The sequence below is a fragment of the Mesorhizobium sp. M0870 genome (assembly GCF_040319775.1).
Taxonomy (GTDB): domain Bacteria; phylum Pseudomonadota; class Alphaproteobacteria; order Rhizobiales; family Rhizobiaceae; genus Mesorhizobium.
Genome location: NZ_JAMYOI010000006.1, coordinates 193,258 through 217,762 on the forward strand (window position 1 = coordinate 193,258; position 24,505 = coordinate 217,762).

The 24,505-nt window shown below is 60.9% G+C and carries 30 protein-coding genes; 9 read left to right on the forward strand and 21 right to left on the reverse strand.

Features of this window, described 5'->3' with window-relative positions:
- Positions 1-2: 2 nt before the first annotated feature.
- The 10 genes from NKH97_RS10065 to NKH97_RS10110 all read right to left on the reverse strand — a co-directional run bounded on the left by NKH97_RS10065 (position 3) and on the right by NKH97_RS10110 (position 11,747).
- Positions 3-764, reverse strand: coding sequence for a 3-ketoacyl-ACP reductase (locus NKH97_RS10065; protein ID WP_128303139.1), 762 nt, complete (start codon positions 762-764; stop codon positions 3-5).
- Positions 761-2,278, reverse strand: a complete 1,518-nt coding sequence (locus tag NKH97_RS10070) for a GMC oxidoreductase (RefSeq protein ID WP_352796425.1) — start codon at positions 2,276-2,278, stop codon at positions 761-763. Before NKH97_RS10070 ends, NKH97_RS10065 begins: the two co-directional genes overlap by 4 nt.
- Before the next feature lie 88 nt (positions 2,279-2,366).
- Positions 2,367-3,482 (reverse strand): ABC transporter ATP-binding protein, encoded by a 1,116-nt coding sequence (locus NKH97_RS10075; RefSeq protein WP_023810089.1) that lies wholly within the window; start codon positions 3,480-3,482, stop codon positions 2,367-2,369.
- A gap of 4 nt (positions 3,483-3,486) precedes the next feature.
- Positions 3,487-4,431 (reverse strand): carbohydrate ABC transporter permease, encoded by a 945-nt coding sequence (locus NKH97_RS10080; protein ID WP_023810088.1) that lies wholly within the window; start codon positions 4,429-4,431, stop codon positions 3,487-3,489.
- Positions 4,428-5,384 carry a carbohydrate ABC transporter permease gene (locus NKH97_RS10085; RefSeq protein WP_352440927.1) on the reverse strand — a complete coding sequence of 319 codons (957 nt, stop codon included), beginning with the start codon at positions 5,382-5,384 and terminating at the stop codon, positions 4,428-4,430. The genes NKH97_RS10080 and NKH97_RS10085 overlap by 4 nt, the downstream gene beginning before the upstream one ends.
- A 104-nt stretch (positions 5,385-5,488) precedes the next feature.
- Positions 5,489-6,742 (reverse strand): ABC transporter substrate-binding protein, encoded by a 1,254-nt coding sequence (locus tag NKH97_RS10090; protein WP_352440928.1) that lies wholly within the window; start codon positions 6,740-6,742, stop codon positions 5,489-5,491.
- A 57-nt stretch (positions 6,743-6,799) separates the two neighbouring features.
- Positions 6,800-8,311 (reverse strand): aldehyde dehydrogenase family protein, encoded by a 1,512-nt coding sequence (locus NKH97_RS10095; protein WP_352440929.1) that lies wholly within the window; start codon positions 8,309-8,311, stop codon positions 6,800-6,802.
- Between the two features lie 10 nt (positions 8,312-8,321).
- A complete protein-coding gene (locus tag NKH97_RS10100) occupies positions 8,322-9,098 on the reverse strand; it encodes an enoyl-CoA hydratase/isomerase family protein (protein ID WP_128303133.1) in 777 nt (258 codons plus the stop codon).
- Positions 9,091-10,692 carry an acyl CoA:acetate/3-ketoacid CoA transferase gene (locus NKH97_RS10105; protein WP_128303132.1) on the reverse strand — a complete coding sequence of 534 codons (1,602 nt, stop codon included), beginning with the start codon at positions 10,690-10,692 and terminating at the stop codon, positions 9,091-9,093. The genes NKH97_RS10100 and NKH97_RS10105 overlap by 8 nt, the downstream gene beginning before the upstream one ends.
- Positions 10,689-11,747: a LacI family DNA-binding transcriptional regulator gene (locus NKH97_RS10110; RefSeq protein WP_023810081.1), complete on the reverse strand. Its 1,059-nt coding sequence runs from the start codon at positions 11,745-11,747 to the stop codon at positions 10,689-10,691. Before NKH97_RS10110 ends, NKH97_RS10105 begins: the two co-directional genes overlap by 4 nt.
- Before the next feature lie 237 nt (positions 11,748-11,984).
- Here NKH97_RS10110 and NKH97_RS10115 point away from each other — a divergent pair, with 237 nt between their 5' ends.
- From NKH97_RS10115 to NKH97_RS10125, 3 genes are all read left to right on the forward strand, one after another.
- Positions 11,985-13,139: a dihydrodipicolinate synthase family protein gene (locus tag NKH97_RS10115; protein WP_023810080.1), complete on the forward strand. Its 1,155-nt coding sequence runs from the start codon at positions 11,985-11,987 to the stop codon at positions 13,137-13,139.
- Positions 13,140-13,324: 185 nt separating this feature from the next.
- On the forward strand, positions 13,325-13,531 hold the full coding sequence (locus NKH97_RS10120; RefSeq protein ID WP_023810079.1) for a hypothetical protein: 207 nt from the start codon (positions 13,325-13,327) through the stop codon (positions 13,529-13,531).
- A 624-nt stretch (positions 13,532-14,155) separates the two neighbouring features.
- A complete protein-coding gene (locus NKH97_RS10125) occupies positions 14,156-14,566 on the forward strand; it encodes a hypothetical protein (protein ID WP_352796434.1) in 411 nt (136 codons plus the stop codon).
- Here the strand turns inward: NKH97_RS10125 and NKH97_RS10130 are convergent.
- Both NKH97_RS10130 and NKH97_RS10135 read right to left on the reverse strand, forming a co-directional pair.
- On the reverse strand, positions 14,555-14,770 hold the full coding sequence (locus NKH97_RS10130) for a hypothetical protein (protein WP_352796437.1): 216 nt from the start codon (positions 14,768-14,770) through the stop codon (positions 14,555-14,557). The genes NKH97_RS10125 and NKH97_RS10130 overlap by 12 nt on opposite strands.
- Positions 14,767-15,318 (reverse strand): hypothetical protein, encoded by a 552-nt coding sequence (locus tag NKH97_RS10135; RefSeq protein ID WP_352796440.1) that lies wholly within the window; start codon positions 15,316-15,318, stop codon positions 14,767-14,769. The genes NKH97_RS10130 and NKH97_RS10135 overlap by 4 nt, the downstream gene beginning before the upstream one ends.
- A gap of 153 nt (positions 15,319-15,471) precedes the next feature.
- Between NKH97_RS10135 and NKH97_RS10140 the strand changes: the two genes are divergently transcribed.
- Together NKH97_RS10140 and NKH97_RS10145 are read left to right on the forward strand one after the other, a co-directional pair.
- Positions 15,472-15,762: a hypothetical protein gene (locus tag NKH97_RS10140; RefSeq protein ID WP_352796443.1), complete on the forward strand. Its 291-nt coding sequence runs from the start codon at positions 15,472-15,474 to the stop codon at positions 15,760-15,762.
- 791 nt (positions 15,763-16,553) lie between these two features.
- Positions 16,554-16,742, forward strand: a complete 189-nt coding sequence (locus tag NKH97_RS10145) for a hypothetical protein (protein WP_352796446.1) — start codon at positions 16,554-16,556, stop codon at positions 16,740-16,742.
- On the opposite strand, the gene NKH97_RS10150 is transcribed toward NKH97_RS10145, so the two are convergent.
- The gene (locus NKH97_RS10150; protein WP_352796449.1) at positions 16,739-17,458 is read right to left on the reverse strand and encodes an SOS response-associated peptidase; all 720 of its coding nucleotides are present in this window, start codon (positions 17,456-17,458) and stop codon (positions 16,739-16,741) included. The two genes, NKH97_RS10145 and NKH97_RS10150, sit on opposite strands and share 4 nt — an antisense overlap.
- A gap of 80 nt (positions 17,459-17,538) precedes the next feature.
- On the opposite strand from NKH97_RS10150, the gene NKH97_RS10155 reads away from it, so the two are divergent.
- Together NKH97_RS10155 and NKH97_RS10160 are read left to right on the forward strand one after the other, a co-directional pair.
- Complete coding sequence (locus NKH97_RS10155) at positions 17,539-17,772, forward strand: hypothetical protein (RefSeq protein ID WP_352796452.1); 234 nt, start codon at positions 17,539-17,541, stop codon at positions 17,770-17,772.
- 11 nt (positions 17,773-17,783) lie between these two features.
- Positions 17,784-18,029 (forward strand): hypothetical protein, encoded by a 246-nt coding sequence (locus NKH97_RS10160; RefSeq protein WP_352796455.1) that lies wholly within the window; start codon positions 17,784-17,786, stop codon positions 18,027-18,029.
- On the opposite strand, the gene NKH97_RS10165 is transcribed toward NKH97_RS10160, so the two are convergent.
- A complete protein-coding gene (locus NKH97_RS10165; RefSeq protein ID WP_352796458.1) occupies positions 18,026-18,253 on the reverse strand; it encodes a hypothetical protein in 228 nt (75 codons plus the stop codon). The two genes, NKH97_RS10160 and NKH97_RS10165, sit on opposite strands and share 4 nt — an antisense overlap.
- Entirely contained in the window at positions 18,253-19,116 is an 864-nt protein-coding gene (locus tag NKH97_RS10170; RefSeq protein ID WP_352796461.1) for an ATP-dependent DNA ligase, read from the reverse strand. Before NKH97_RS10170 ends, NKH97_RS10165 begins: the two co-directional genes overlap by 1 nt.
- Positions 19,117-19,225: 109 nt before the next feature.
- Here NKH97_RS10170 and NKH97_RS10175 point away from each other — a divergent pair, with 109 nt between their 5' ends.
- Positions 19,226-19,414, forward strand: a complete 189-nt coding sequence (locus tag NKH97_RS10175; protein ID WP_352796464.1) for a DUF3606 domain-containing protein — start codon at positions 19,226-19,228, stop codon at positions 19,412-19,414.
- 503 nt (positions 19,415-19,917) lie between these two features.
- Positions 19,918-20,220 carry a hypothetical protein gene (locus tag NKH97_RS10180; protein WP_352796467.1) on the forward strand — a complete coding sequence of 101 codons (303 nt, stop codon included), beginning with the start codon at positions 19,918-19,920 and terminating at the stop codon, positions 20,218-20,220.
- Between the two features lie 316 nt (positions 20,221-20,536).
- On the opposite strand, the gene NKH97_RS10185 is transcribed toward NKH97_RS10180, so the two are convergent.
- The 6 genes from NKH97_RS10185 to NKH97_RS10210 all read right to left on the reverse strand — a co-directional run bounded on the left by NKH97_RS10185 (position 20,537) and on the right by NKH97_RS10210 (position 24,483).
- On the reverse strand, positions 20,537-20,710 hold the full coding sequence (locus NKH97_RS10185) for a hypothetical protein (RefSeq protein WP_352796470.1): 174 nt from the start codon (positions 20,708-20,710) through the stop codon (positions 20,537-20,539).
- 313 nt (positions 20,711-21,023) lie between these two features.
- Positions 21,024-22,763, reverse strand: coding sequence for a DNA methyltransferase (locus NKH97_RS10190; protein WP_352796473.1), 1,740 nt, complete (start codon positions 22,761-22,763; stop codon positions 21,024-21,026).
- Positions 22,764-22,876: 113 nt separating this feature from the next.
- Positions 22,877-23,275 (reverse strand): DUF1515 family protein, encoded by a 399-nt coding sequence (locus NKH97_RS10195; protein ID WP_352796476.1) that lies wholly within the window; start codon positions 23,273-23,275, stop codon positions 22,877-22,879.
- A gap of 1 nt (position 23,276) precedes the next feature.
- Entirely contained in the window at positions 23,277-23,468 is a 192-nt protein-coding gene (locus NKH97_RS10200) for a hypothetical protein (protein ID WP_352796479.1), read from the reverse strand.
- A complete protein-coding gene (locus NKH97_RS10205) occupies positions 23,453-23,686 on the reverse strand; it encodes a hypothetical protein (RefSeq protein ID WP_352796482.1) in 234 nt (77 codons plus the stop codon). Before NKH97_RS10205 ends, NKH97_RS10200 begins: the two co-directional genes overlap by 16 nt.
- Complete coding sequence (locus tag NKH97_RS10210; RefSeq protein ID WP_352796485.1) at positions 23,686-24,483, reverse strand: glycoside hydrolase family 108 protein; 798 nt, start codon at positions 24,481-24,483, stop codon at positions 23,686-23,688. Before NKH97_RS10210 ends, NKH97_RS10205 begins: the two co-directional genes overlap by 1 nt.
- Between the last annotated feature and the right edge of the window lie 22 nt (positions 24,484-24,505).

Below are 24,505 nucleotides of genomic sequence, written 5' to 3' on the forward strand. Positions count from 1 at the left end.
ACTTATAGTCGCGGCACGGAGAGGGCGCCATCGACATTGATGATCGAGCCGGTCGAAAAGCCGAGCCTGCCGCCGGCGAGCGTCGCCACCACCGCACCGATGTCCGATGCTTCGCCCCAGCGTTTGGCCGGCACCAGTCCACTGTCGATGAGGGCATCGTATTTGGCGGTCACGCCTGAAGTCATGTCGGTGCGGATGATGCCGGGCCGCACCTCGAACACGCCGATGTTTTCGGGCGCCAACCGCAGCGCCAGGTTCTTCACCCACATCGAAAGCCCGGCTTTCGAGATGCAGTAATCCGGTCGCTCCGACGATGCCATTTCGGCGCTGACCGAGGTGATGGTGATGATCGACCTCTGGTGATCGCCTGGCGCAGCCAGCATCGCCTTGGCGACGGCCTGGCTGAGGAAGACGGTGCCGCGCAGATTGATGCCCAGCGTGCGGTCGAAATTCTCCGGCTTGAGGTCCAAGAGGTCACCGCGCACCACGGCGCCGATGCCGGCATTGTTGACCAGGCAGTCGATACGGCCGAAGGCGCGCATCGCGGCATCGACAAGTGCGGTGTGGCTGGCGAGATCGGCGATGTCGCAACGGACATAGGCGAACTTCGCGCCACGCTTGGTGATGTCGGTGGCAAGTCCATCAGCGGCTGTTTCGGCAAGATCTGCGATCAGAATATCGAAGCCGACATCCGCCAACGCCTGGGCGCAGGCAAGGCCGATGCCGCGCGCGCCGCCGGTGACGATGGCGGAGGGGCGGGTCATGCGGCGAGGTCCGTCTTGCGGATGTGGTCCGCGACGCGGAGCGCCTGCGCGGCGATCGACAATGCCGGATTGACCGCCGCCGAGTTCGGAAGGAAACTACCATCGACAACGAACAGGTTCCGGTGATCGAAGGAGCGGCAGAACGGATCGAGCGCCGCCGTCGCCGGATCGTCCCCCATCTTTATCGTGCCGCATTGGTGCGACGGCGTGCGCTTGTCGAAGGGGCGTGAGAGAACGATGGGATAACCGCAGGCGCGGAAATTCTCGCGCATCACCTTGGTCAGCCCGTCGAGCGACTGCATGTTGGAGCGCCGCCATTGCATGACGATGTCCTTGCCATCAACCATGATGCGGCTTTCCGGATCGGGCAAATCCTCGCACATCAGGTACCAGTCGACGGCATGGCCGGCCATGAAATCGAGCGCGAATTTCGGTGTATACTTGACGTTGGCCTGCAGCATGTTGCCGTCGATCTTGCCGAGAAGCTGGACGTTGCCGAGCGGCTTGCCGCCCTTGCCGTCGGACAGGTAATAGTCGTTCAGCATCAAAGTCTTCTGGTAGACGGCATCGTTGCGGCGGCGCGGGTCGATCGCCAGCATGGCGCTTGAATTGTGGTTCATGAAATTGCGGCCGACCTGGTCGGAGCGGTTGGCTAGGCCTTTGCCACCTCCCTTGCTGTTGTTGGGCGAGGGCGAGCGCAGCAGGATGACGGCGGAATTGACCGCGCCGGCGGAGAGGATGACCAGCTTCGGCGACACCTTCTTCAGTTCGCCGTTCTGGCGATAGTGAATCGCGGCGATGGTTTTGCCATTCGCCGAGGCTTCGAGATATTCAACATAGGCGCCAGTCTCGAGCCGAATGTTCTGGTCGGTCAGCGCCGCCGTCAGCGGTCCGGTCTGCGCATCGACCTTGCCCTGACCGGTGTTGGGAAACGCGTCCCAGCCGGTCTTGCCCTCCTTCAGCCAGGTTTCGATGTCGACACCGAGCGGCAGCGAGGCGGGATGCAGGCCGAGCCCCTTAAGTTCGGCGCGGGCGCGGGCAATCGGTGCCTCGTCGGGCACCGGCTTATAGGCGTAGGGGACCGAATGGAACGGCTCGGTCGGATCTTCGCCCAGCGTGCCGCGCACGCGAAACAGCTGTTCGGCTTTCGAATACCAGGGCTCGAACTCGTCATAGGAAAACGGCCAGGCCGGCGAGACGCCGCCGAAATGCTCCATGGCGGCAAAATCCTCTTTGCGGTAGCGGATCAGCACCGCGCCGTAGAATTTCGAATTGCCGCCGACATAGTAGTAATTTCCCGGATTGAAGGCGGCACCGCCGGCTTCGCGCCACATCTCCTTCGGCCGATAATGGCCATCGACGAAGATCGAGCGCGTGTCACGTGTGTGCGGCGTCGCCGGCAAAGGCTCGCCGCGCTCCAGCATCAGGATCGAGGCGCCGCTGCCGGCAAGGCCGGAGGCGATCGTGGCGCCGCCAATGCCGGAGCCGATGATGACGATGTCCGGATTTGTCATGGCCTAAATCGCGTCCCGACGCGCTTTAGTTTCTTGTTTTGATGCATGTCGTTGCCCCAAAACCGGATCCACTTTTGGGCGACATACATTAGCGAATACGGGTCTCGGTCGCCGGATCGAAGAACACCGCCTTGGTCAGGTTGAAGGCGAGCGGCGTGTTGGTGCCCGGCTGGATGTTGGCATCGGCGCGCAGCCGCGCCACCACGCCCTTGCCGCCGAGATTGGTGACGGCGAAGGTATCCGAGCCGGCCGGTTCGACGACCTCGATGTGACAGTCGGCGGTTGCGATGTGCGAGGCGTTGCGCTCGGCACCTTCCGGATCGGTCAGGGCTTCGGGGCGGACACCGAAGATAATCGGCTTGCCCTGGAATGCCGACAGGCCCGCCGGCGCATTCGCCATCGGCAGCGAGATCGGCTCGCGCGCCTCGCGCTGCAGCACGACCGACAGCGCATTGCCTGACGTGCCGATGGTCGCCGGGATCAGGTTCATCGCCGGCGAGCCCATGAAATCGGCGACGAAGAGATTGCTCGGGTTGTTGTAGATCTCGGCCGGGGTGCCGAACTGCTGCACCTCGCCATCCCGCATGACCGCGATCTTGGTGGCCAGCGTCATCGCCTCGATCTGGTCGTGCGTGACGTAGACGATGGTGGTGCCGGTGGTGGCGTGCAGGCGCTTGATTTCGATGCGCATGTCGACGCGCAGCTTGGCGTCGAGGTTGGACAATGGCTCGTCGAAAAGGAACAGTTTTGGGTCGCGCACCAGCGCCCGGCCCATGGCGACGCGCTGGCGCTGGCCGCCCGAAAGCTGGCTCGGCTTGCGCTGCAAGAGGTGGCCGATCTGCAGCACCTTGGCCACCTTGTCGATGGCCTTCTGGCGCTCCGCCGCCGGCACGCCGCGCATCTCCATGCCGAACGAGATGTTTCCGGCCACCGTCATGTTCGGGTAGAGCGCATAGCTCTGGAACACCATGGCGATGTCGCGCTTGGAGGGGTGCAGATCGTTGATGGTGCGGCCGTCGACACGGATTTCGCCAGACGTGATCGTCTCCAGGCCGGCGATGGTGTTGAGCAAGGTCGACTTGCCGCAGCCGGAAGGGCCGACCAGCACCAGGAAGCCGCCTTTCTCGAGTTCGACATCGATCCCTTTGAGGATCTCGACCTGGCCGAAGCGCTTTCTCAGACCATCAATTTCCAGAAAAGCCATCAGATCATCCTTTGACGGCGCCAGCCATGAGACCACGCACGAAGTAGCGGCCGGCGAGCACATAGACGAGAAGGGTGGGCAGTGCCGCGATCATCGCGGCGGCCATGTTGACGTTGTATTCGACGACGCCGGTCGAGGTGTTGACGACGTTGTTGAGCGCCACCGTCATCGGCATCGCGTCGCCGGTGCCGGCGTAAGCCGAGGCGAACAGGAAGTCGTTCCAGATGTTGGTGAACTGGTAGATCACCGTGACGACGAAGATCGGCATTGAATTCGGCAGCATGATGCGCCGGAAGATCTGGAAGAAGGAGGCGCCGTCGACCTGTGCCGCCTTGACCAGTTCGGTCGGGAACGCCTCATAGTAGTTGCGGAAGAACAGCGTGGTGAAGCCGATGCCGTAGACGACGTGGACGAAGACGAGGTTGACCGTCGGGTTGCCGAGGCCAAAGCTGGTTCCCGTTGCATTCTGCAGCGTGACGCCGAAGCGGCCGAGGCTGCCGAGGATGGTCGCCATCGGCAGCAGCACCGACTGGAACGGGATGAAGCAGGCGAACAGCATCAGCCCGAACACCAGCGTTGCCCCGCGAAAACGCCATTTGGTCAGCACGTAGCCGTTGAGCGCGCCGAGCATCGTCGAGATCAGGACGGCCGGGACGACCATCTTGATGGAGTTCCAGAAATAGCCCTTGATGCCGGCGCAGGTGAGGCCGACGCAGGTCTCGCCCCAGGCCTTCAGCCACGGATCGAAGGTCGGCGCCCTGGGCAGCGCCAGCATGTTGCCGTTCTGGATCTCGTCCATGGTCTTGAACGAGGTCACCAGCATGACGAACAGCGGCATCAGATAAAATAGCGCAAACAGCGCCAGCAGCCCGTAGATGACGATGCGGTTGATAACCTTGACGTTGACGCCGCCGGAGGCCTGGCGGGCGGGAGTGGTGACGGCGCTCATCGCGGCTTCTCCCGCAGTTCCGAATAGAGATACGGCACGATGATGGCGACGATGGTCATCAGCATGATCACGGCGCTGGCCGAGCCGACGGCCATTTCGTTGCGCTTGAACGTGTACTCATACATGAAGTTGGATGGCAGCCAGGCCGAGCCGCCGGGGCCGCCGCTGGTCAGCGCCACGACCAGATCGTAGGACTTGATGGCGAGGTGCGCGAGCACGATGAAGGCCGACAGGAAGATCGGCCGCAGCAGCGGGATGACGATGCGGCGGTAGAGCTGGAAGGTGGTGGCGCCGTCGATCTGCGCCGCCTTCATGATCTCGCCGTCGATGCCGCGCAGGCCGGCCAGGAACATCGCCATGATGAAGCCGGAGGCCTGCCAGACGCCGGCAATGACCACGGTGTAGATGACGAAATCCTTGTTCTTGATCCAGTCGAAATGGAAGCTCGTCCAGCCCCATTGATGCAAGGTCTGCTCGAGGCCGAGGCCGGGATCGAGGAACCATTTCCAGGCGACGCCGGTGACGATGAAGGACAGCGCCATCGGGTAGAGATAGATCGGCCTCAGCACGCCTTCGCCGCGGATCTTCTGGTCGAGCAGGATGGCCAGGAACAGGCCGAGCGCCAGGCAGATGAAGATGTAGAGAAAGCCGAAGATGCCCATATTGGTGATCGACGTGTACCAGCTCGAGGGCGGGTCGGTGTCGAAGGTCCAGCCCCACAGTCGCTGATAGGCGCGCGAGCCGGTGATGACATAGGATGGGAAGGTCTTGGAATTGGTGAAGGACAAATAGATCGTCCACAGGATGAAGCCGTAGACGAAGACGATGGTGATGGCAAAGCTGGGCGCCAGCACGATCTTCGGCAATGCGTCCTGCAGGCGTGAGCGCACCGAGGCGCGTGGCCACGCATGCTCCGGCGTCAGCTTGATCTGGCTTGTCGCTACCGTGCTCATGGGGCTCCTCCCGTCGACTCGCGGCCAACCAGCTTCGCGGATATAAGTTCGCGGATCTGGGCCTTCCCCGCCGGAGCGGGGAAGGCGTTTTTGGCGCGTGGCGCTTACTTGGCGTCGTCGATCGCCTTGACCAGCTCGGTCACGGCTTCGTCCGAGGTCTTGATCTGACCATGGACGAATTTGGAGACGACATCCTTATAGGCATTGGCGACCGCCGGGGGCGCGCCATAGCCCTGGGCGAGCGAGCCGAACAGCGTGCCGCCTTTGTTAGCTGCCTTCAGGTCGGCGATGCCCTTCTTGCCGCACGCGTCGAAGTCGGTGTCCGGAACGTCGGTACGGGCCGGAACCGAACCCTTGACGACGTTGAAGGCCGACTGGAAGCTCTTCGACAGGGTGGCGGTGGCCAGCGCGACCTGGGCGGCCTTGCGGTCGTCCGGAACATTGAACATGCCGAACATGTCGGAGTTGTAGATCACCGAGCCGTCGGTGCCCGGGAAGCGATAGCACAGGAAGTCGGTGCCCGGCGTTTTCTTGGCGGCGTTGAACTCGCCCTTGGCCCAGTCGCCCATGACCTGCACAAGAGCATCGCCCTTGATGACCATGGCGGTGGCAAGGTTCCAGTCGCGGCCCGAGAAGTTCGGGTCGACATACGTGACGAGCTTGGCGAGGTTATCGAACGACTTCTTCATCGTGTCGGACTTCAGGGACTCGTCATCGAGGTCATTGAAGGCCTTCTTGTAGAACTCGGGTCCGCCGGTCGACAGCACGACGGAGTCAAACATGGTGGCTTCCTGCCAGTTCTGGCCGCCGAGAGCGAGCGGGATCACCCCTGCCGCCTTGGCCTTGTCGAGCAGGGCAACGAAGTCGTCGAAGGTCTTCGGCTCGGTGCCGCCGATCTTGTCCAGGACGGCCTTGTTGATCCACAGCCAGTTGACCGAGTGAACGTTGACCGGAGCCGCGACCCACTTGCCGTCATAGACCGAAAACTTCTGCAGGGCTGCCGGAACGGACTTGTCCCAGCCTTCCTTCTTCGCCGTTTCGGTCAGGTCGCCCATGACGCCGGCAGCGGCGTAGTCGAGCACGGTGTAGCCGAGCATCTGCGAGGCGGTCGGATAATTGCCGGCCGCGACCATCGCCTTAAGCGCGGTCATGGCGGCATCGCCGCCACCGCCGGCCACCGGCACGTCCTTCCAGGCATAGCCTTCCTTGGCCAGGTCGCCCTTGAGGACGTTGAGAGCAGCCGCTTCGCCGCCCGAGGTCCACCAATGCAGCATCTGGACTTCCTTGACGTCCTCGGCGTGGGCTGTGAAAGCCAGGCCCGACGCGAGAGCCGTTCCGATAAGCAGTTTGCGCAACATGTACTTCCTCCCTTGTTGCATTACACGACCGGCGGATGCCGCCGGGTTCTTCTCAACTCAGCCGACCCACCACCCGGTGCGCTGGCCGCGATGAAACTGGATTGTCTTTTCCTCGGTATAATCCTCGACGGCGCGTTTGCCGAGTTCGCGTCCGAGACCGGACTGCTTGTAGCCTCCGAAAGGCAGCTCGGGATAACCTTCCATGAACGTGTTCACCCAAACGGTTCCCGAACGCACCCCACGCGCCACCGACATGCAGGTGTCGATGCTGGCGCTCCACACGCCCGCCGCCAAACCATAAGGCGTGTCGTTGGCGATGTGCAACGCCTTTTCAATCGATTCAAATGTCAGCACCGAGAGCACCGGGCCGAACACTTCCTCGCGGGCGATGGCCATCTCCTCGGTGACGTCGCGAATGATGGTGGGATCGAGATATTGGCCGACATTGGAGGCCAATTGCTTGCCTCCGCTGTAAACCTGGCTGCCGTCGCCTTCAGCGGCAGAAACATAGCCGGCCACCTTCTTCAGATGGTCGGACGAGATCATCGCGCCGACTTTGGTTTGGTCATCGAGCGGATCGCCGACCGTAACCCTGGCGGTAAGCGCCTTGACAGCGCTGAGAAAATCGTCGGCGATCGCCTCGTGCACGATCAGCCGGCTGCCGGCATTGCAGCACTCGCCGGCATTGAAGAAGCCGCCGAACACCGCCGCATCGGCGGCCGCTTCGAGGTCGGCGTCCGGGAAGACGACCTGACCGTTCTTGCCGCCGAGCTCCATCGAGACTTTCTTCAGCGATTGCGCGGCCGAGGCCATCGTCATCTTGCCGACGCGGGTCGAGCCGGTGAACGAGACCATCTCGACCAGGGGATGGCTGACCATCGGCGCGCCGACGTCGGCACCAAAGCCGGCCAGGATGTTGACGACGCCGGGGGGTAGGCCGGCCTGCATTAGGATATCGCCGAGCACAAAGGTCGACGCCGAGGTCATTTCGCTCGGCTTGACCACCGCCGTGCAGCCGGCGGCGAGCGCGAAGGGCAGTTTCTGGCTGACGATCAGGAACGGGAAATTCCACGGCGTGATGATCGAGACGACGCCGATCGGCTCGCGCAGCACGACGCCCAGCATGGCATCGCCGAGATTGGCATAGCTTTCGCCGTGCAGCGTGCGGGCGAGCGAGGCGGCGTAGCGCCAGATGTCGACGGCGCCGCCAATCTCACCGCGCGCCTGGGCGATCGGCTTGCCGGATTCCAGTGTATCGAGCCGGGCGATCTCTTCCAGCCGGCCCTCGATCAGGTCAGCCGCCTTGAGCAGGATCGCGGCACGCTCAGCTGCCTTCATGCGCGGCCATCGACCGGTCTCGAACGCCTTGTGGGCGGCCTGCACAGCGGCTTCCACTTCGGCCGCGCCGGCCTGCGCGTAGTGCGAGACGGTGAAGCCGTGGCCGGGGCTATTTCGAGCAATCGTGCGGCCGTCGCGGGCATCGACATGCTTGCCGTCGATCAGCAGTCTGTACGCTTTCGGTGCCGCAGCCGCCTCGGCCGGCATGGCGATCTTGAGGGGGGCGTTCATCTGTTTTCCTCTAGGATCTCGAAAAGGCTGGCTTCTGCTTGGCCTTGAAGGCATCGACGCCGGCCTTGAGATCTCCGGTCAGGGCGATGAAGCCGCTGGCCAGCGCTTCGGTGGCGGCGGCACTTTCCTCGCCTTCGGCGACCGCGATCATCAGCTTGGCGGCTTCGGTCGCCAGCGGGCCGCGCTCGGCGATCTTTTCCGCCCACGCCCTTGCTTCGTCGTATGCCTTGCCAGTCGCGACCACCCGGTCGACGATGCCCAGAGCGAGTGCCTCGGGGGCGAGAAAGATCTCGCCGCCGAGCGCCATGCGGCGCACCGTCTGCGCGCCGAAGCGGCGCACGGCGCGCTGCGTGCCTGACCAGCCGGGCACGACACCGATCGAAGTTTCAGGGAAGCCCAGTTTCACTTGTGTTTCCGCCACGCGGAAGTCGCAAGCCACAGCCAACTCCAGGCCGCCGCCCAGCGCATGGCCGGACAGGACGGCGATGGTCGGCTGCCGCAGCCGCGCCAAGCGGTCGAAGACGCGGTGGCCATAGCGCACCCATTGCACCTGGAAATCGGCGGCACTCATCCGCGCCCACGCCTCGACATCGCCGCCGGCGCAGAAGCCCTTGCCTTCGCCACGGATGAGCACGACGCGCACGCCGTCGGCCGCTTCCGCTTCGTCGAGCGCTGTTTCGAGCGCGCGAAGCATGGGGATATCCAGTGCGTTGAATTTCTCCGGCCGGCGCAGCGTGACGATGCCGAGGGCGCCATCCTGTTTGAAGGTGACGAGAGGCTCAGCCATGCGCGCCTCCGAGCGAGGCGCCGCCATTCAGTGACAGGCCTATCGGTTGCTCCTGATAGAGGGCTGCCGGTGTCGTCTTGAGGTCCTTGGCAACGCCCAACGGGATTTCCGACTGCGCCAGCACATCGCGCTGTAGATCGATGCCGGGTGCGAGTTCTGTGACGACCAGGCCCTCCGGCGTGAGCCTCATCACGCAGCGCTCGGTGACATAGGTGATGTCCTGCCCCTGCGCGACCGCGCGCTTCCCCGAAAACGAGATGTGCTCGACCTCGTTGACCACCTTCTTGACCTTGCCCTCCTGCTCGATGCGGATACCGCCATCGGCCAGAGACAGCTTGGCGCCGGCGTTGAAGAAGCCGGAGAAGACGATCTTCCTCGCCCGTGCGGTGATGTCGACAAAGCCGCCGGCGCCGGCGGTGACATGCGGGCGCGCCGAAAGCTTCGAGACATTGACCGAGCCATGGCGATCGATCTGCAGGAAGGACAGCAGCGAAGCGTCGAAGCCGCCGGCCTGGAAATAGATGAACTGGTGCGGCGAGGGCATGAAGGCGTCGGCGTTCGACGAACAGCCGAATTTGAAGTCGAGCAGCGGCACGCCGCCGACCGCGCCCTGTTCGATCACCCAGGTAATCTTGCCGTGCTGTCCTTCCTCGAGAAGGATGCGAGGGACATTGGCAGAAATACCGAAGCCGATGTTGACGGCCATGCCGTCGCGCAACTCCATGGCGACGCGGCGCGCGATCACTTTCTGGACGTTCATCTCCGGCGTGCGGAAGCTCGACAGCGGCCGGAAAATTTCTCCGGAGATGGCCGGGTCATAGGGTGTCAGCGTCGTCTGCAACTGGTCGGGCGCGACGACGATGTGGTCGACCAGGACGCCCGGCACGCGCACGTCATGCGGTTTCAGCGTGCCGTTTTCGACGACGCGCTTGACCTGCGCGATAACGATGCCGCCATTGTTGCGGGCGGCGAGTGCCTGTTCGAGGCCGCCGAGATAGGCACCCTCATGCTCATAGGTGAGGTTGCCGCGCTCGTCGGCTGACGTGGCGCGGATGATCGAGACCTGCGGCACGATGGAGCGGAAATAGAGCCATTCCTCGCCGTCGAACTGCTGCACCGAAACGATCGGCTCGCTGGCGGCGGCGTTCATGGCGCAGCCCTGGTGGCGCGGGTCGGCGAAGGTGTCGAGACCGACCTTGGTCAGCACGCCCGGCCGCTTGGCGGCCGCTTCGCGGTGCATGTCGAACAGGATGCCGGACGGCACGTTGTAGGCGGCGACCGAATTGTCGCCGATCATCTTCCAGATCTGCGGCGGTTCGGAAGAGGAGGGGCCGGACGGGTAGGAGCCGCACAAAGTACGCTTCAGCAGGCCGGGCTTGGCCAGATGGTCGATGCCTTTGATGCCGTACATGTCGCCGGCGGCGATCGGGTGAAGTGTGGTGATATTTTTTGGGTGGCCTTCCCCATCGAAGCGTTCGCCGATCGCGGCAAGCACCGCGTCCGGACAGCCGAGACCGCTCGACGACGACACGGATACGACCATGCCGTCCTTGATCAGGCCCGCTGCCTGCGCTGCCGAAACGACCTTGCTCAATTCATGCTCCCCGAACCGGCCGTCCTGTTTCGGGTGCGGCGATCCGGGCCACAGCTTTCCCTGACGACCAGATTGACCGCGCCGATATGGTCCTCGGCCCGCGTGGTGCGCGACTGGATCATTTTCAGCATGACATGGGCGGCGCGTTCGCCGAGGCCGGCCGAGTCCACCGCGACGCTGGTCAGCGCCGGCATGTAATGCTCGGCCTCGGCCACGTCGTCGAAACCGACGATGGCGAAATCAGTTCCCGGCTCAAGCCTACGCTTGCGCAGCGCCAGCATGGCGCCAAAGGCGACAGCGTCGTTGAAGCAGAGCGCCGCGGTCGGCGGCTCAGCCATAGCGAGAGCGGTTTCCAGGCACGCTATACCACCTCTGCGGCTGGTCTCGCCCTCGACGACAAGTGCGTCGCGGGCGGCGATGCCCTGCGTCTCGCAGGCTTCGCGAAATCCGCCAAGCCGCTCGTGATAGACCACCAGGTCGGACGAGCCGCCGAAGAAGACCAGCCGGCGATGTCCCTTGCCGATCAGATGCGCGGTGGCGAGATAGGCGCCGCGATGATTGTCGGGCGCGATCACCGGGATGCGGCTCTCGGGAAGCCGGCGCATGGCGAAGACAACCGGCAGACCCGCCGTCTCGATCCGCCTGAAGGCGCCCGGCGTCGTGCCGCGAGCCGGCGAGACGATGAGACCGGCGACGCCTTGCTCCATCAGCGACTTCAGCACTTCTTCCTGGCGCACCGGATTTTCCGCCGTGTTGGCGATGAACGGCACGATGCCGGCCGACTGAAAGACGCGTTCCATGCCGACCGCCAGTTCGGCGAAGAAAGGATTGGTCAGATCGTTGATGACCATGCCGATGACGTTGGAGTGCGCCTTGCGCAGATTGGCGGCGCCGCGGTTGTAGACGTAACCGACATCCTCGATCGCCTTGCGCACCTTGCTCGCTGTTTCGGGCCGGATCAGTCCGCTGCCCTGGAGCACGAGCGATACCGTCGATTTGGACACGCCTGCTTCGCGGGCGATGTCGAATATCGTCGCCTTGGCCCGGTTGGCCATCCAGATGCATCCTCCTCGATTGCAGGCCCAAACTATTGGAACGTTCTAATCTCCGCTCCGCTCGTAAGTCAATCGGGATTTTCCCGCGCCTCGAACGCCGATTGTGCGTAGTCAAATGGCTTGCTCCACGAGGATTCGTGTTGCAATGCAGCATTCTTCCTGCCGTGGAGCCCGAATCTTAAAGGTTCTTGATTTATTGGAACGTTCCATTTAGTAGCGTTGCGAAGGGAGAGATCGATGGACATTTCCTTGCCTGGTGAGGGTGGCGGCAGCACCCGGTACACGCTGGTCGGCGAACCGGTGCAGTCTGACATCGGCGCGCGATTTTCGCGTATTGCCTATGCCGCTGCGCACGTCGTTGCCGATCCGCTCGCCATGACCGATCCGTGGTCCAGGCCGGTGGTCGACTGGGACAGGACGATGGCGTTCCGTCACCATCTGTGGCGGCTGGGATTCCGCATCGCCGAAGCGATGGACACGTCGCAGCGCGGCATGGGCTTCGACTGGGCAAGCGCGCAGGAATTGATCCGCCGTTCGATCGCCGAGGCGCGTACCGTCGATGGCGCCGATCTCGCCTCGGGTGCCGGCACCGACCATCTGGCGCCCGCCGCCGCCAGGACGCTGGACGATGTGATCGCCGCCTATGAGCAGCAATTCGCTTTCATCGAAGGCTTGGGCGGCAAGGCGATCATGATGGCCAGCCGGGCACTGGCGGCAGTGGCCAAGGGGCCGGACGACTATGTCGGCGTCTACGACCGCATCCTGTCCCAAGCATCCGGCAAGGTCATCCTGCACTGGCTGGGCGACATGTTCGATCCGGCGCTCAGGGGCTATTGGGGCAGCGAGAATTTCGAGACTGCTCTCGATACAGTTGTTGCCATCATCGAACGCCACGTTGGCAAGGTGGAGGGGATAAAAATCTCACTGCTCGATGCCGGCAAGGAGGTCGCGCTGAGGAACCGTCTGCCGGACGGCGTCGTCATGTTCACTGGCGACGATTTCAATTATCCCGAACTGATCGCCGGCGACGAGAAAAGACACTCGCACGCACTGCTCGGTATTTTCGATGCGATTGCGCCGGTCGCCAATGCAGCGCTGGCGAAACTGGCGGAGGGTGACCGCGCCGGCTATGACACATTGATGGCGCCGACCGTGCCGCTATCGCGAAAAATCTTCGAGGCGCCGACCGAGTACTACAAGGCCGGCATCGTCTTCATGGCCTGGCTGAATGGCCATCAGGACCATTTTGCGATGGTCGGCGGCATGCAGTCGGCGCGCGGCATCCGTCACTATGCCGACGTGTTCCGCCTTGCCGACCAGGCAGGATTGCTCGCTGATCCCGATCTGGCGGTAGCCAGAATGAAGAGCCTTTGCACCGTCGCGGGCATCTGAAGCGCGGAAAGGCTGACCGGTCGAAGAGGACGCGTCGCCACGCGATTGCTGCGCCTGCCCAGGTGTTTCCGCTGTCGAACGACCGCGAGGGTGGTTTTCGCGTCACCAATTTTCTTGTGAACCAATTTCTCTCGAGGCGCGACCAAGCGATGTGTCCAAACATGGTCCATCAAGGAGAACGTCTGATGTTTACTGTTTCAAGAAACGTCCTTTTGGCCGCTATCGCCGTTTCGGTGCTGGCCGGCTGCAAGACAACCGCTCCCAGGGAATGCGACAAGCTGAAGCCTGGCGTCACCTACAACGGCAAATGCTGCGGTCTCGGAGAGCCTTGTCGCGAAGGCAAGGGCGGCGGCGACAGGCCGGGAAATACGCCTGATCCAGCGCCGCAATGATCTGATCGAGTGCGGCCCGTTCCGGTCAAACGCCGGGACGGGCGCGTTGCGCTCGAAAAACTCGCCAGTGTCCAGCTTCCCTTGGGCGAACGAAAATTGTCCAGCTCGGGCGAGCGGGCCAGGATGCCGATTCAAGTCTGATCGTCTGGTTGGATGGTGGGCGTGACAGGGATTGAACCTGTGACCCCTGCAATGTCAATGCAGTGCTTTGTCTGTTTTCATTGGCGAATATACGCCAACAGAGCGGGAACAGAGCAAAAACATTCGAAGGTTTCTGTGCCGTTTCTGTGCCGTCACCGCAATCGAGCTTCCCTCAATGGCAGGAGATGAAGCCTAGCCAGTGCTTCACTTCGATGTTCCGGCTTCTCGCCGCTCCAATTCGTGTTCAATTGCATCCCGGATGAACGCGGCCATTCGGTTCTTTCCTACGATTGCCTCAATGCGTTGCCGTTGTTCATCGGTCAGTCGCACCTTGGTCTCTTTCACATTGAGCGGCGGTCTTCCCATTCGCGAAGGGGTAGCGGCGACCTCAGCGCTTGTCAAAGTCATTAGAAAGCGTCCCCTGTTATTGACACGGTAACCGTCCCCGAATATTTAATAGGGGACGGTTACGGACACAACTAAATGATCAGGATCAAGCACCGCGACAAGGCCATAGAAGTGCCAGCGTCGACGCCGCGCCGGCCGATGTCGCCGAAGCGCCGGCAAGCCATCTTCACCGAGCATGCCACCGCCCACAATGTTGCGCCCTGCTGCAACTGCGGCGAGCCGGTGCACCGTCACAGCGACCGGTGGATTATCGAACACAGGCGCGCCCTTGCCCTGCTAGGGCCGGACGTCAACACCAACTGCGGCCCGGCTCATTTCAAATGCGCGGAGATCAAGACCCACACCCAGGACTTGCCAAGGATCAGGAAAGCTAAGCGCCAGCAGGCCAGGCATGAAGGCACAAAAAAACCGGCGCGAGGGTTTCAGACCCCGGCCGGCGTGTCGTTTGATTGGAAGGCGAGGCGCTATATGCGCTCAGAAGCGTGAGATACGTTTTCGCTTCGATATTTCGGCCAGGATGAAGGTGAGCCCGGCCTTGTCTGCGATCCCTCGCTCGGCCGGGTCAGCTTCATGATCGTGCTGCTCTTCAACAGGCTCGGCCTCCAAGTCTGGATCGCAATCCATTTCGTCCAGCAAACTTATCATGTGCTCAATGGTAACCTCGATCCGACGCCGAAAGAACGCGCTCATTCGTCGGCCCATTCGATAACGAGCCTTCCGCCGAGAGCACGCACGGCTTGGTGGATGCGAGCTGGTGCTACGCTTTTTCTCTTTGAAGCATTTCGGAAGACCCTCCTATTGCCGAGGGATCGGTCCAGGTCGATCGTCGAGATTCTCAAATCAAAGGCTCGCCGTTTAATGGCGTCAACGAGATGGTCTCCTGTTGGAACCGGCGGCATCTTGGCGATATTGATCTTCTTATAAAGGAGACGGTTGGCAACCTGCGCGACGGTGAGCCCCAACTCCTGGGCTATTGTTTTCCGATCCCGTCCTTCAGCAGCAAACCGACGCAGTTTGGAATCCTGAGCCATGGTCCAGATATGTTGTATTTTGTCGGCGATCAGACCGCATCGCTTTGCCATGTGTCTTATGGCGAGCTCGCTCCGGTGAGGTAGATGTTTGCGCAGAAGCTGAATATCTGGCCAGTGTTTCCTGAGCAATTCGCCTTCGACCATCAGCCAAGCTTCATCGCGCCGTACAATACGAGCGCGACGGAAAGTAGGGGAGTTACCGTCCATCGTTATCTCCGGTTCCATTCACCCGCCGCTTCGATAGTCTGCCGCATGATCCCTGCCAGTGCATTGCGTTTTTGCAGAACCTTCCGACTTCCACAGGGCGGGAAAAGTCGACGGGAATTGAGTGACAGAAACAAAAGGTGATTTGGGTTTCAGATGAGCCGCATATCCATCGCCGAAGTGCTTGAGAGCGCCGCCGACCGCATCGCGGACATGTCGCGACCGGAGCTGCAGATCATCCTTCGGCGTGCCGCCCTGATGCTCCGGAACGCCGCTGGTGTGCCGCTGGAGCCCGCGACGGAAGATGCGCTGAATTCCATCGCCGCCGAGATGAAGATCGGCCGGTCGGATCTCATTCAGATTGTATTGCGTGAGTGGCTGGAAACGAATGCCTATCTGCCAGTACGGATGATCGACGAGGAAAGCGAGACGGACGGCAGCGCTTAAGCCTTCGTAGATGCAGCGGAAGCCCGCGCCACTTGCGGGAGGCGCGGGCCGATCGGGAGGCCGGTGAAGGTCCCGATCTTCGGCAGTGATGGGGTGAGCATCGCTTGCCGCGAGCATAAATAGTTAGAAGTGGCTAATGTTCCTTCAAGCCGGCTTGTCCCGATCGAATGTCGGTTTCCAGTCGCGATTTCGCTCCCGCTGCTGGCCTGCATAGTCAGGAATGCATGTGAAGAACACCGGTCGTCGGTCGCGCCCTGCTGCCTTGCAATCCGAGCATGCGAAGAGTCCGACAAGATCCCAATGCATCGAGCCGTGGCCAGGACCAAGCCTGTCTATCAACGCCCGGATGTCGAGCCTTGTTGATTTGCAGCACATGGCGTGACCGCAATTCACATAGACGGTTTCGCGGGCCGCCAAGGTATCGGCGAGTGTCTTTGTCACCCCCGGAAGCGTTCGGTGTGCCAGTGGATCTTGCCATCTATCTTCATCGGCTTGTGGATCACCAGGCGCTTCGGCAGGTGCTCCGGATGCACCTCCAGCAGCGTGATCTTGATCTGCGGTTTGCACCGGCTGCAATCGAACTTAAGCGATAGCGGGTCGACACCGCCGCCCGTAGACCATCATCAAATCGGCGGACCTGATGTAGCGGACATTGCCGCAACTGCATTCCGCCTTCACAAGCATGTTGTGCCGGGTCGCTTTGCCCAGCGTGTCGATCGGTTCGTGTGCCATGAGAACAGAAAAGGAACATTTTCCTTGCCCGTCAAGTCTGACTGTGGAATCTTTCTGCCATGAGCGACGAACCAGCGAGACTAGCCGAAGGCATGACGCCAGCACAGCGCGGCCGCGTGAAGGTGCTTGGCCACACATGTGAGCGTGACGGCTGTGGCAAGGTCGCCGGCTGGGGATTTGCCCGGCCGCGCCGGGAATCACATTGGTTCTGCTATGAGCACCGCGGCGACGGCGATCAGTATGTCTAGACGTCGAACAAATCGGTCGGCCCCAAACCGATCTCGTCGATGATGTCGGGCGTGTTGTTGCTCGGTTTCCCGACCTTGCTGTCGATCGGCCACATCTTCATGAGGTCGGATGGATAGGGCTTCATGAGGTCGCGAGGATCTGTTTCCGGCCCGAGCCAGCGCATGTAATCGGCCGGCGCCAGAATAACCGGCATGCGATCATGGATCGTCGCCATCAAGGTATTTGGCTCGCAGGTGACGACAGCGAAGGTCCGGATCAACTCGCCGGTCGCCTTGTCGGCATATTCTTCCCAGATTCCAGCCATGGCAAAAGGATCGTCATCCTTCATGGCGATAGCGTAAGGCTGTTTTTTCTTGCCCGAAGGGTCGAGCTTTTGCCATTCGAAATAGCCGTCGACAGGCACCAGGCAGCGGCGCGCGGCATATGCCTTTCGGAACAGTCCATTGCTGGCAATGGTTTCGCAGCGCGCATTGACAGGCGGCGGACGGCCACCGCCATCGCGCGCCCAGCCGGGAACAAGTCCCCACTTCGCAGAAACGAAACCGGCCATGCTCGTGGAAAGTTCTTCCCGGATAATGATTGGATAGGTCAGGCTGGGCGCCCCGTTCCAGATCGGGAACCCGTTGCCCAAGCGCTCGATGTCGCCAGGGTGCGCGAACTCGAAGCGCCGCACCATGTCCGGGATTGTCGATTTTACGAAAACGCGTCCACACATTTTAGGGTCGTCTCATTGACAAGGATCGAGGCCCGCCCAAAATGGGAACGGAGTGAGAACGAGTCAAGGCTGTCGTAGTTATGCCGAAGAAGTCAAAGGACGTGATGCTGCCAGCGGTATCGGGTGTCACAATCGACATTGATGACCGCGACAATCCCAAGGTCTGCCTGGTCGGGCTGTTGACCGCCGAGGGGAAGCGATCCTTCACTCTGAGCGAAAGCGGCGCGCGGATGATGGTGAAGGCGATCCACTCATTTCTCGATCTTCTCGACGGATCTACATCCGAGACGAAGCCCAAAGGCCCCGCCAACTGAGAACGCAGCGCATGATCAATCCGCCCAAGAGACAGGACGAATATCAGGACCGGGCCATAGACTGCCAGGAGGCAATGGAGCCCGGATTTCAGGCAATCGTCGATTGCATGCTGGAAGCGGGATGGACGCGAGGCGAAATCATGAGGTCGTTGAAACGGCTCATCGCCGCCGACAACATGACGCAGAAAGAGAACGCCAGGACGGAAACGCAGCTCGCGATTGCGCGGGCCATGATGCGCGCCGGCAAGCCGCTCTAATGCTCGGTGACGCCGGCCTCATCAACTTCCGCTTCCATCTGATCACTGACAGGCTTGACCTTGCCTGCGTCGGCCAAAGGAAGGTCATCAAAACCCTGCAGCCAAGCGTCGGCCTGTTCTTCCCAATACTCCGGCACTGAGCGCTCCTTACCGTCCTTGCGCGCTTGGGCGCCATACATCCAGGCATAGGTGATGCGCTCCTGGTCTTTCTTGGCGACCGCCATTATTCCTCCTCCCGGTAATCGAGCAGCTTCGCGTGGCGTAGTTGCTCCTCACCTTTCAGGAACTTCACGCGGCCGACAAGACCCGGCTTCAGCCATTCCGCCTTGTCTCTCTTCAGGCCTTTCGGCACAGGGCCGCCCACCTTGCCCTGCACGCGGTCCCAGAGGTGCTTGCGTTTGTCGAATTTGAAATTGACGTTGGCGGTGCCGAGATAGCGGCCGTTGTCAGCCATCAGCACCCTTGCGGCTTGCCCCGGGTCACGCTGGACGCCGATGATGTCCATCTCCTTTTCATCATAGCACTTGATCTTTCGCCAGTTCATCGTCGGGCCGCTGCGATAGAGACTGTCCCGGCGCTTCGAGACGATGCCTTCCTGCCCAGTCTGGTCCGCGACGTAGTAAACGGCGTCACCCGTGCCGGGCATCGCCTCGCTGAATTGGATGCGGCCGCCGGCCTCGATCATTCCCTCCAGGATCTCGCGCCGATCCTCGAGCGGCATGCTGCGCAGGTCGTGTCTGTTTAGGTGCAGCAAATCGAAGGCGACGAGATAATAGTCCTGATAGGTCTCGCGGCTGCTGACCGCCGACTGCAATGCATGAAAATCGGAACGTCCAGCCGCGTCGACCACAATGGCCTCGCCTTCGATGATGAAGTCGTCGGCCTCGATCGCGGCGGCCTGGTCGGCAAGGATCTGGTAGCGTTCGGTCCAGTCGTACCCTCTCCTGGTCAGCACGCGGATGCCGTCTTCGTCCTTGATGAGCTGCGTGCGGTAGCCGTCGAACTTTATTTCGTGAATCCAGTCGTCACCCTCCGGCGGGTTATCGACAAGCTCCGGCTCCATCGGCTTGATGAACTTCAGACGCATGAACTGACCCACACCCGCGATCAATCAGCTTTAGCTAAAATAGTTCCAGAAGGGATGAACAATGCGGACCGGTGCGCGTTGCGGATCAACAACCCCAGGAGGAACAACCATGCCAGACGACAAGAGCAAGCGTGATTTCCGCGACCGGGACCGGGTATCAGGCGACGAAGAATATGAGGTCGGTTATCTCGCCAGCAAGTTTCAGCTTACGATCCCCGAGGTGCGGGAACTCATCGAAAAGTACGGCAACGACCGGGAGACGCTGGAACGAGAAGCAAAAGCTCTGGGCAGTAAATGACCAAGCTGTCAGACCTTGGAGCCCCCATCCCCGGCAAGCAGCACGGCGGCGAGCCAGCCGAGGAGCGGGAGAATTTCTACACCTGCCCCACGTGCGGGCAGAAGGTGGACATGCGCGACCTACGGCAAGTCATCTGGCATGAGGAGCCGGGCCACCAACCCCTTGGGCCTAGGCTGGTTACCGACGATTGATGTTCCAGCACGTGGCGAGGCTGCTAGATATACACGAGCCCATCAGCGCCCAAGAAGAACCCGCTGCCTGGGCGGGAGGCTTTGGCAGCGGGCTTCAGAGCGGGGTTGGTGGTGTCTGGGCGGGGAGGCTTTCGACCCTCGCGAACGATGCGCCTGGCCGGTGATCGAGACCTTAACCGGAAGCCGACAATTTTAGCGAACGGCCGCCCGCCTGTGGATAAGCTCCCGGCCGCAATGATTTCTAAACCATAGCGACAAGAGTGGTTTGCGCGGCGTGGCTGCCGGGAGAATGTTGCGACAGGGGGAAATCAGATGATCGAAAACACACCTTGCCGGACGTTCCTCGTCGTGCCCCCGATCGGCGCCAGGTTCGACAATCCGCTATTCCAAATGCAGATTGAGGAAGAGCTAAACGTCGCGTTCTCCGGCTTTCTATTTGTGATCTCGACCGAAGGCTCGGTCCGTTTCAAGGATTTTATGTTGGTCCCGATGCTGAATGAGGCCGGCGACAACGTGACCGAAGCCCTGACAGCCTATCCTGACATGAAGACGATAGAAGAAATAGCTGCTTTCCTGGCCCGCTACGACTTGGGCGCTCCCAGCCGATTGAATTGACGCGCCGCCTCCAGCTTCTTGGCGCCGCGCAATCAAGCAACATCGGGCAGTAGTCGACACGACCAAGCAGCCGAAGCATCGAGTTGAGTGACCGTGCCGACCAGAGCTGGACACGAGGGTGGGCCTAATGACCAGGCCCCATATGATACTGCACAATGGAATTGCTACCAATTACGCCTGATGGCCTATGTCTTCCAAAACGAAAATCTTATGGAACAGGCCTCCAGGTGGCACATTAACCCTATGAGCGGTCGATTCCCCAAGGATGTAGCCGCTTAAACAAGTCCGCCGCCGGCGCCCCAATAGGCGGCGGACTCTAATGACGTTCCTTCAAAAACCGAGCTTCGCGCAACAGCGAATTCCAGTCCGTGCCGATAAGCTTGATCAGACCGCGTGCATCAGGTTCTGAAATGCCAACTTCTTCAGACAAACGTCGGGCAAGCAGTTGCTGATTGCCCTCGTCCACACGTCCATCGCCATCCTTTTTCATTGGCTCCTCCTTTGAACCAACTCCCGGAATGACCTTTCGTTCACAAGGAAAAAGCCCGCCGCCCCATTCACGGCGGCGGCGAGCCGCCCCAAGGGATGACGGGACTTGCCGGGGCGTTTGTGACCCCTGCCAACTCGGCGCGTTGCAAACACCGTGCCAAAGCAATTGTCCCATTGCGGGACGGGACGGGCGGATGTCCCGCCAAGCTCTAATACGTGAGAGGTGGGCCCGCACGCTTGGGGACAATGCGGGCCCGGCCGAGGGGTGCTCGACCAGCGCGCAGAAGGGATTGTTGCCTGTGGCGCGTAAGCGATTAGGCCTTCGCCTTTCTGTTGTCAGAGCGAGTTACTTCGACCTCAACGGCTCGAATCGGGCGGTTCTTTGATGCTCGGCTAGATGGCTCGCTAGCTTGCTTGCCATCGATCGGGAACAACATTTCTGTCTGCCCTTCTACCCTTTTGCGCGACTTCTTTGGCGCTGAAGACACTGGTTGCCGCCCAGCCTCAGGCATATCGATCATGCCTGGCAGATCTACAGGATTGGCTCGAAAGAGCATATCGACGGTAAGAATTTGCAATTTGGGAACGCGTTTAGAGGCCGGACCGACGTCTCGTTCCGAAGCGGCTTCTTTGACCATCGCCGGAGTTGGAGGGTCAAGACATACCAGAACACCGATCTCTGCGCCTTCGCGCTGCACAACAGATTTAAGTTTGTGGATGGCATCGACGCCCACATGCAGCCCGCCCTTCACGGAAACAACGGCTCGATTTGGCTGCTCAATACCGACTCGGTGATACCGTATGATCCCGTCAATCCCACCGTCTGCGCCCGGGCGATCCTTAGGAATGCCGCCGAGAGAGAAAACGGCCCACTTTTGAAACTCCAACCAATCTCGACCTGCTAGTGCTCTCGCATCATTTGCGTCCCTTGGCCGCCCAAAGATTTTGTACCTATCCTTGATCTTCGCACCAAACGACTTGACGAGCCGCCCTTCAATTACGTGAATTGCGAGATAGGTCACGTCAATGCCGATCCATCTTCTCCCCAATTTCTCTGAGGCCTCAACCGCGGTTCCGCACCCGCAAAATGGATCTAAAACAACGTCACCTTTGTTGGACGATGCCAAGATTATGCGCTCCAAAAGCGCTAGCGGCTTTTGTGTCGAGTAGCCTAGACGTTCATTGCCGGCAGGGTTGATCTTATCGATGTCATCCCAGATGTCACTGACTACCAACCCCTTCAATTCGTCGCGATATCTCTTGATCTGCGGCCAGCCGCCACCCGGCGGCCAATAGAGCTTGCTCGCGGCGTCAAGAGCCTCAAGATTGTCGGTGGTAAACTTCCAATGCGCACCCTTGGCTGCCGGGTCATACCCACGCCAAGCTTGGCCAGACGAGCCTTGGCGAGTGCCGGCGGCAGTCAGACTATTGCGCCAATATAGGCGGCCGTCCCCATCCTGATACTTATAATATTTGTCAAGGTAGTCCTCGGCATAATCGGTGCGCGGGTTCGTCCACGTAAATGCGTTGCTCTTGCTGTAGAAAAACAGCACGTCGTGAACCGGTCCGTAGCGTTTCGCGCTGTTGTGTGCACTGTGTCTCTTCCAGATAATTTCGTTCTGGAATCGGTCCGGTCCAAAAATCGCATCAAGGATCAATTTCAGGTAGTGGCTCGCTGTTGGGTCACAATGCAAATAGAGCGAACCCGACGAATTCAGCACGCGACGCATCTCGATCAATCGCACGGTCATCATGGCCAAATACGCCATCATGTTGCTGTTGCCAAAAACCCTTTGGAACGCGTCTAGGAGAGCCCCGGCTTCAAGATGTCTCTCTGCCGTTTCGTCAATTGCCCGCTGCGCATCGCGTCCCCATTTCCATGTGTCTTCAAACGCATGGGACTGAGCTTGGGAGGGCCCGCCCCGTTTCGTTCCATAAAGAACATTATAATTTGCATTGGAATTGAAAGGCGGATCTAGGTAGATCAGATCTACTGACTCTGCTGCCATGGCGCGCAGAACATCAAGATTATCGCCGAAGTGAAGCTCATTCATAACTTTTGTCCCCGACAACAGAATTGCAGGGTGTGGTTAAATATTTGAGAATCAGAATTTGACGAGGACGGCCGTAAAAATGGCCCGACACGCTGGGTCGGCTATCAATGCTGTCACCCACCCCGCAACACGCGCCAAATGTCAGACCAATACGCTGTGACCAGGGATGCCAAGGCGGCCGCCGCCATGCCGGTGACACCCAGAGCACCAAGCCCCATGAGCTTCCACCTGGTTACCTCGGCAGTCACGGCCTTCACGCCCGTCATGTCGTCGTTAAGCTTGCTCACGGCGGTTTCGGTTGCCGCCACCCTGTCAACCAGCTCGTCGGTCTTGGCGTACATCTTCGATCGACTGGCAGCCGCGCGCTGTTCGGATTGCTCGTAGCTCAGGGCGGCGCGGGAATCGCTGTCCTTGATGTCGCGCCGGATCTCCGTGATGTCGCGCTGCATGTTCTGCGTGGCTTCCAAGAGCCCGCCGATCATCATTTCCAGGCTCTTGTCCGTAGTTGCCATATCAGGCTTTCCAACCGCAGAGCTTTGCGCCCTTTTCATTGTGCGCCAGTATTGCGGTTATCGAGGCATCCGAGAGCGTCTCAACTTCCGCCTTCGTCAATCGGATGGGGTGCTCAATTGCGCAAAATGAACCCGCGACCGTGGTGCAGCCGGCGAGCGCAACGAAGAATATCCAAGCTATTGCCTTGACCATTTGGCCAGCCTCCCTCGATTGTCGGCCGGTGCACGGCCGGCAACGGCATCATCGATCTTCTGTCCTTCGGTGCGCGCCGCAGCGTCTGCAGCGTCGTGCTTCGCCTGGTTCTTTGCCTTGCCTTTGCCATAGGCAGTCCAGAGACCGGCGATCGCGGCCGCGCCAGCGAGGAGATACGGCCAAACCTGCCCGAGCAGAGCGAGAGCTATCGCGCCCATCAGCCGGCCACCTCAGCCTTGATCTGACGCACTGCCGCGACAATCTGCGAGCGAAGCAGGAGCAAGACCAACAGGAACACCAGCAGCACGACGCCACCTGCCAGCACTGCCTGCCAGTCCATGCCGGCCAGCCAGCCGAGGCCGATGGCGCCGGAGCCGAAGAGGCCGGTCAACCAGGACAGGAAACCGGATTTCTCCTTGACCTTCTGTTCGACCTTCTCAGGGACAACAGGTTTGTCGACCGGCACCTTCACCTCAACGGTCACCGGCGGCGGTGTATCGGGCAATGCTGACAGCTTCAGCGCTTCGGCGCGCACCGACTTGACCCGGTCGGACCAGCCCCGGCCGAAGGTTTTCCATGTCGCGAGACGCTTCAGGAAGCCTAGGCGATTGTCGCACAGCGCGTCGATAACTACGCCGGCCGGCTTGGCCTTCACGGCTGCAATAGTGGCCGGGCCGATGCGACCGTCCTGCCTGACCCCTACAACCGCCTGAAGGTACTTGGCCGCCCGACCCGGGCCGCTGTTTACGGCGAAATCAAAAACGGCGTAGTCGACGCCGCCAGGAAGCAGAGCACCGGCAGTCGCATCCCAATAGAACCGGCGATAAACCGTCGCCACCTGGGCATCAGTGATCTTGCGCAGATCTGCCTTGGTAGCATCTGCTTTCACATAGCGGCGGAAGTTGGCGAGCGTGACGCCCTTCATCGTCGCGCCGCCTGGGTCTGCCGGATTGTCCGACCATAGCCCTTCCGATTTCAAAACGAGCGCAAGTGCTCGCGCAAAGTTGCGATCCATGGCTAGTACCTTTCCGCCCTGC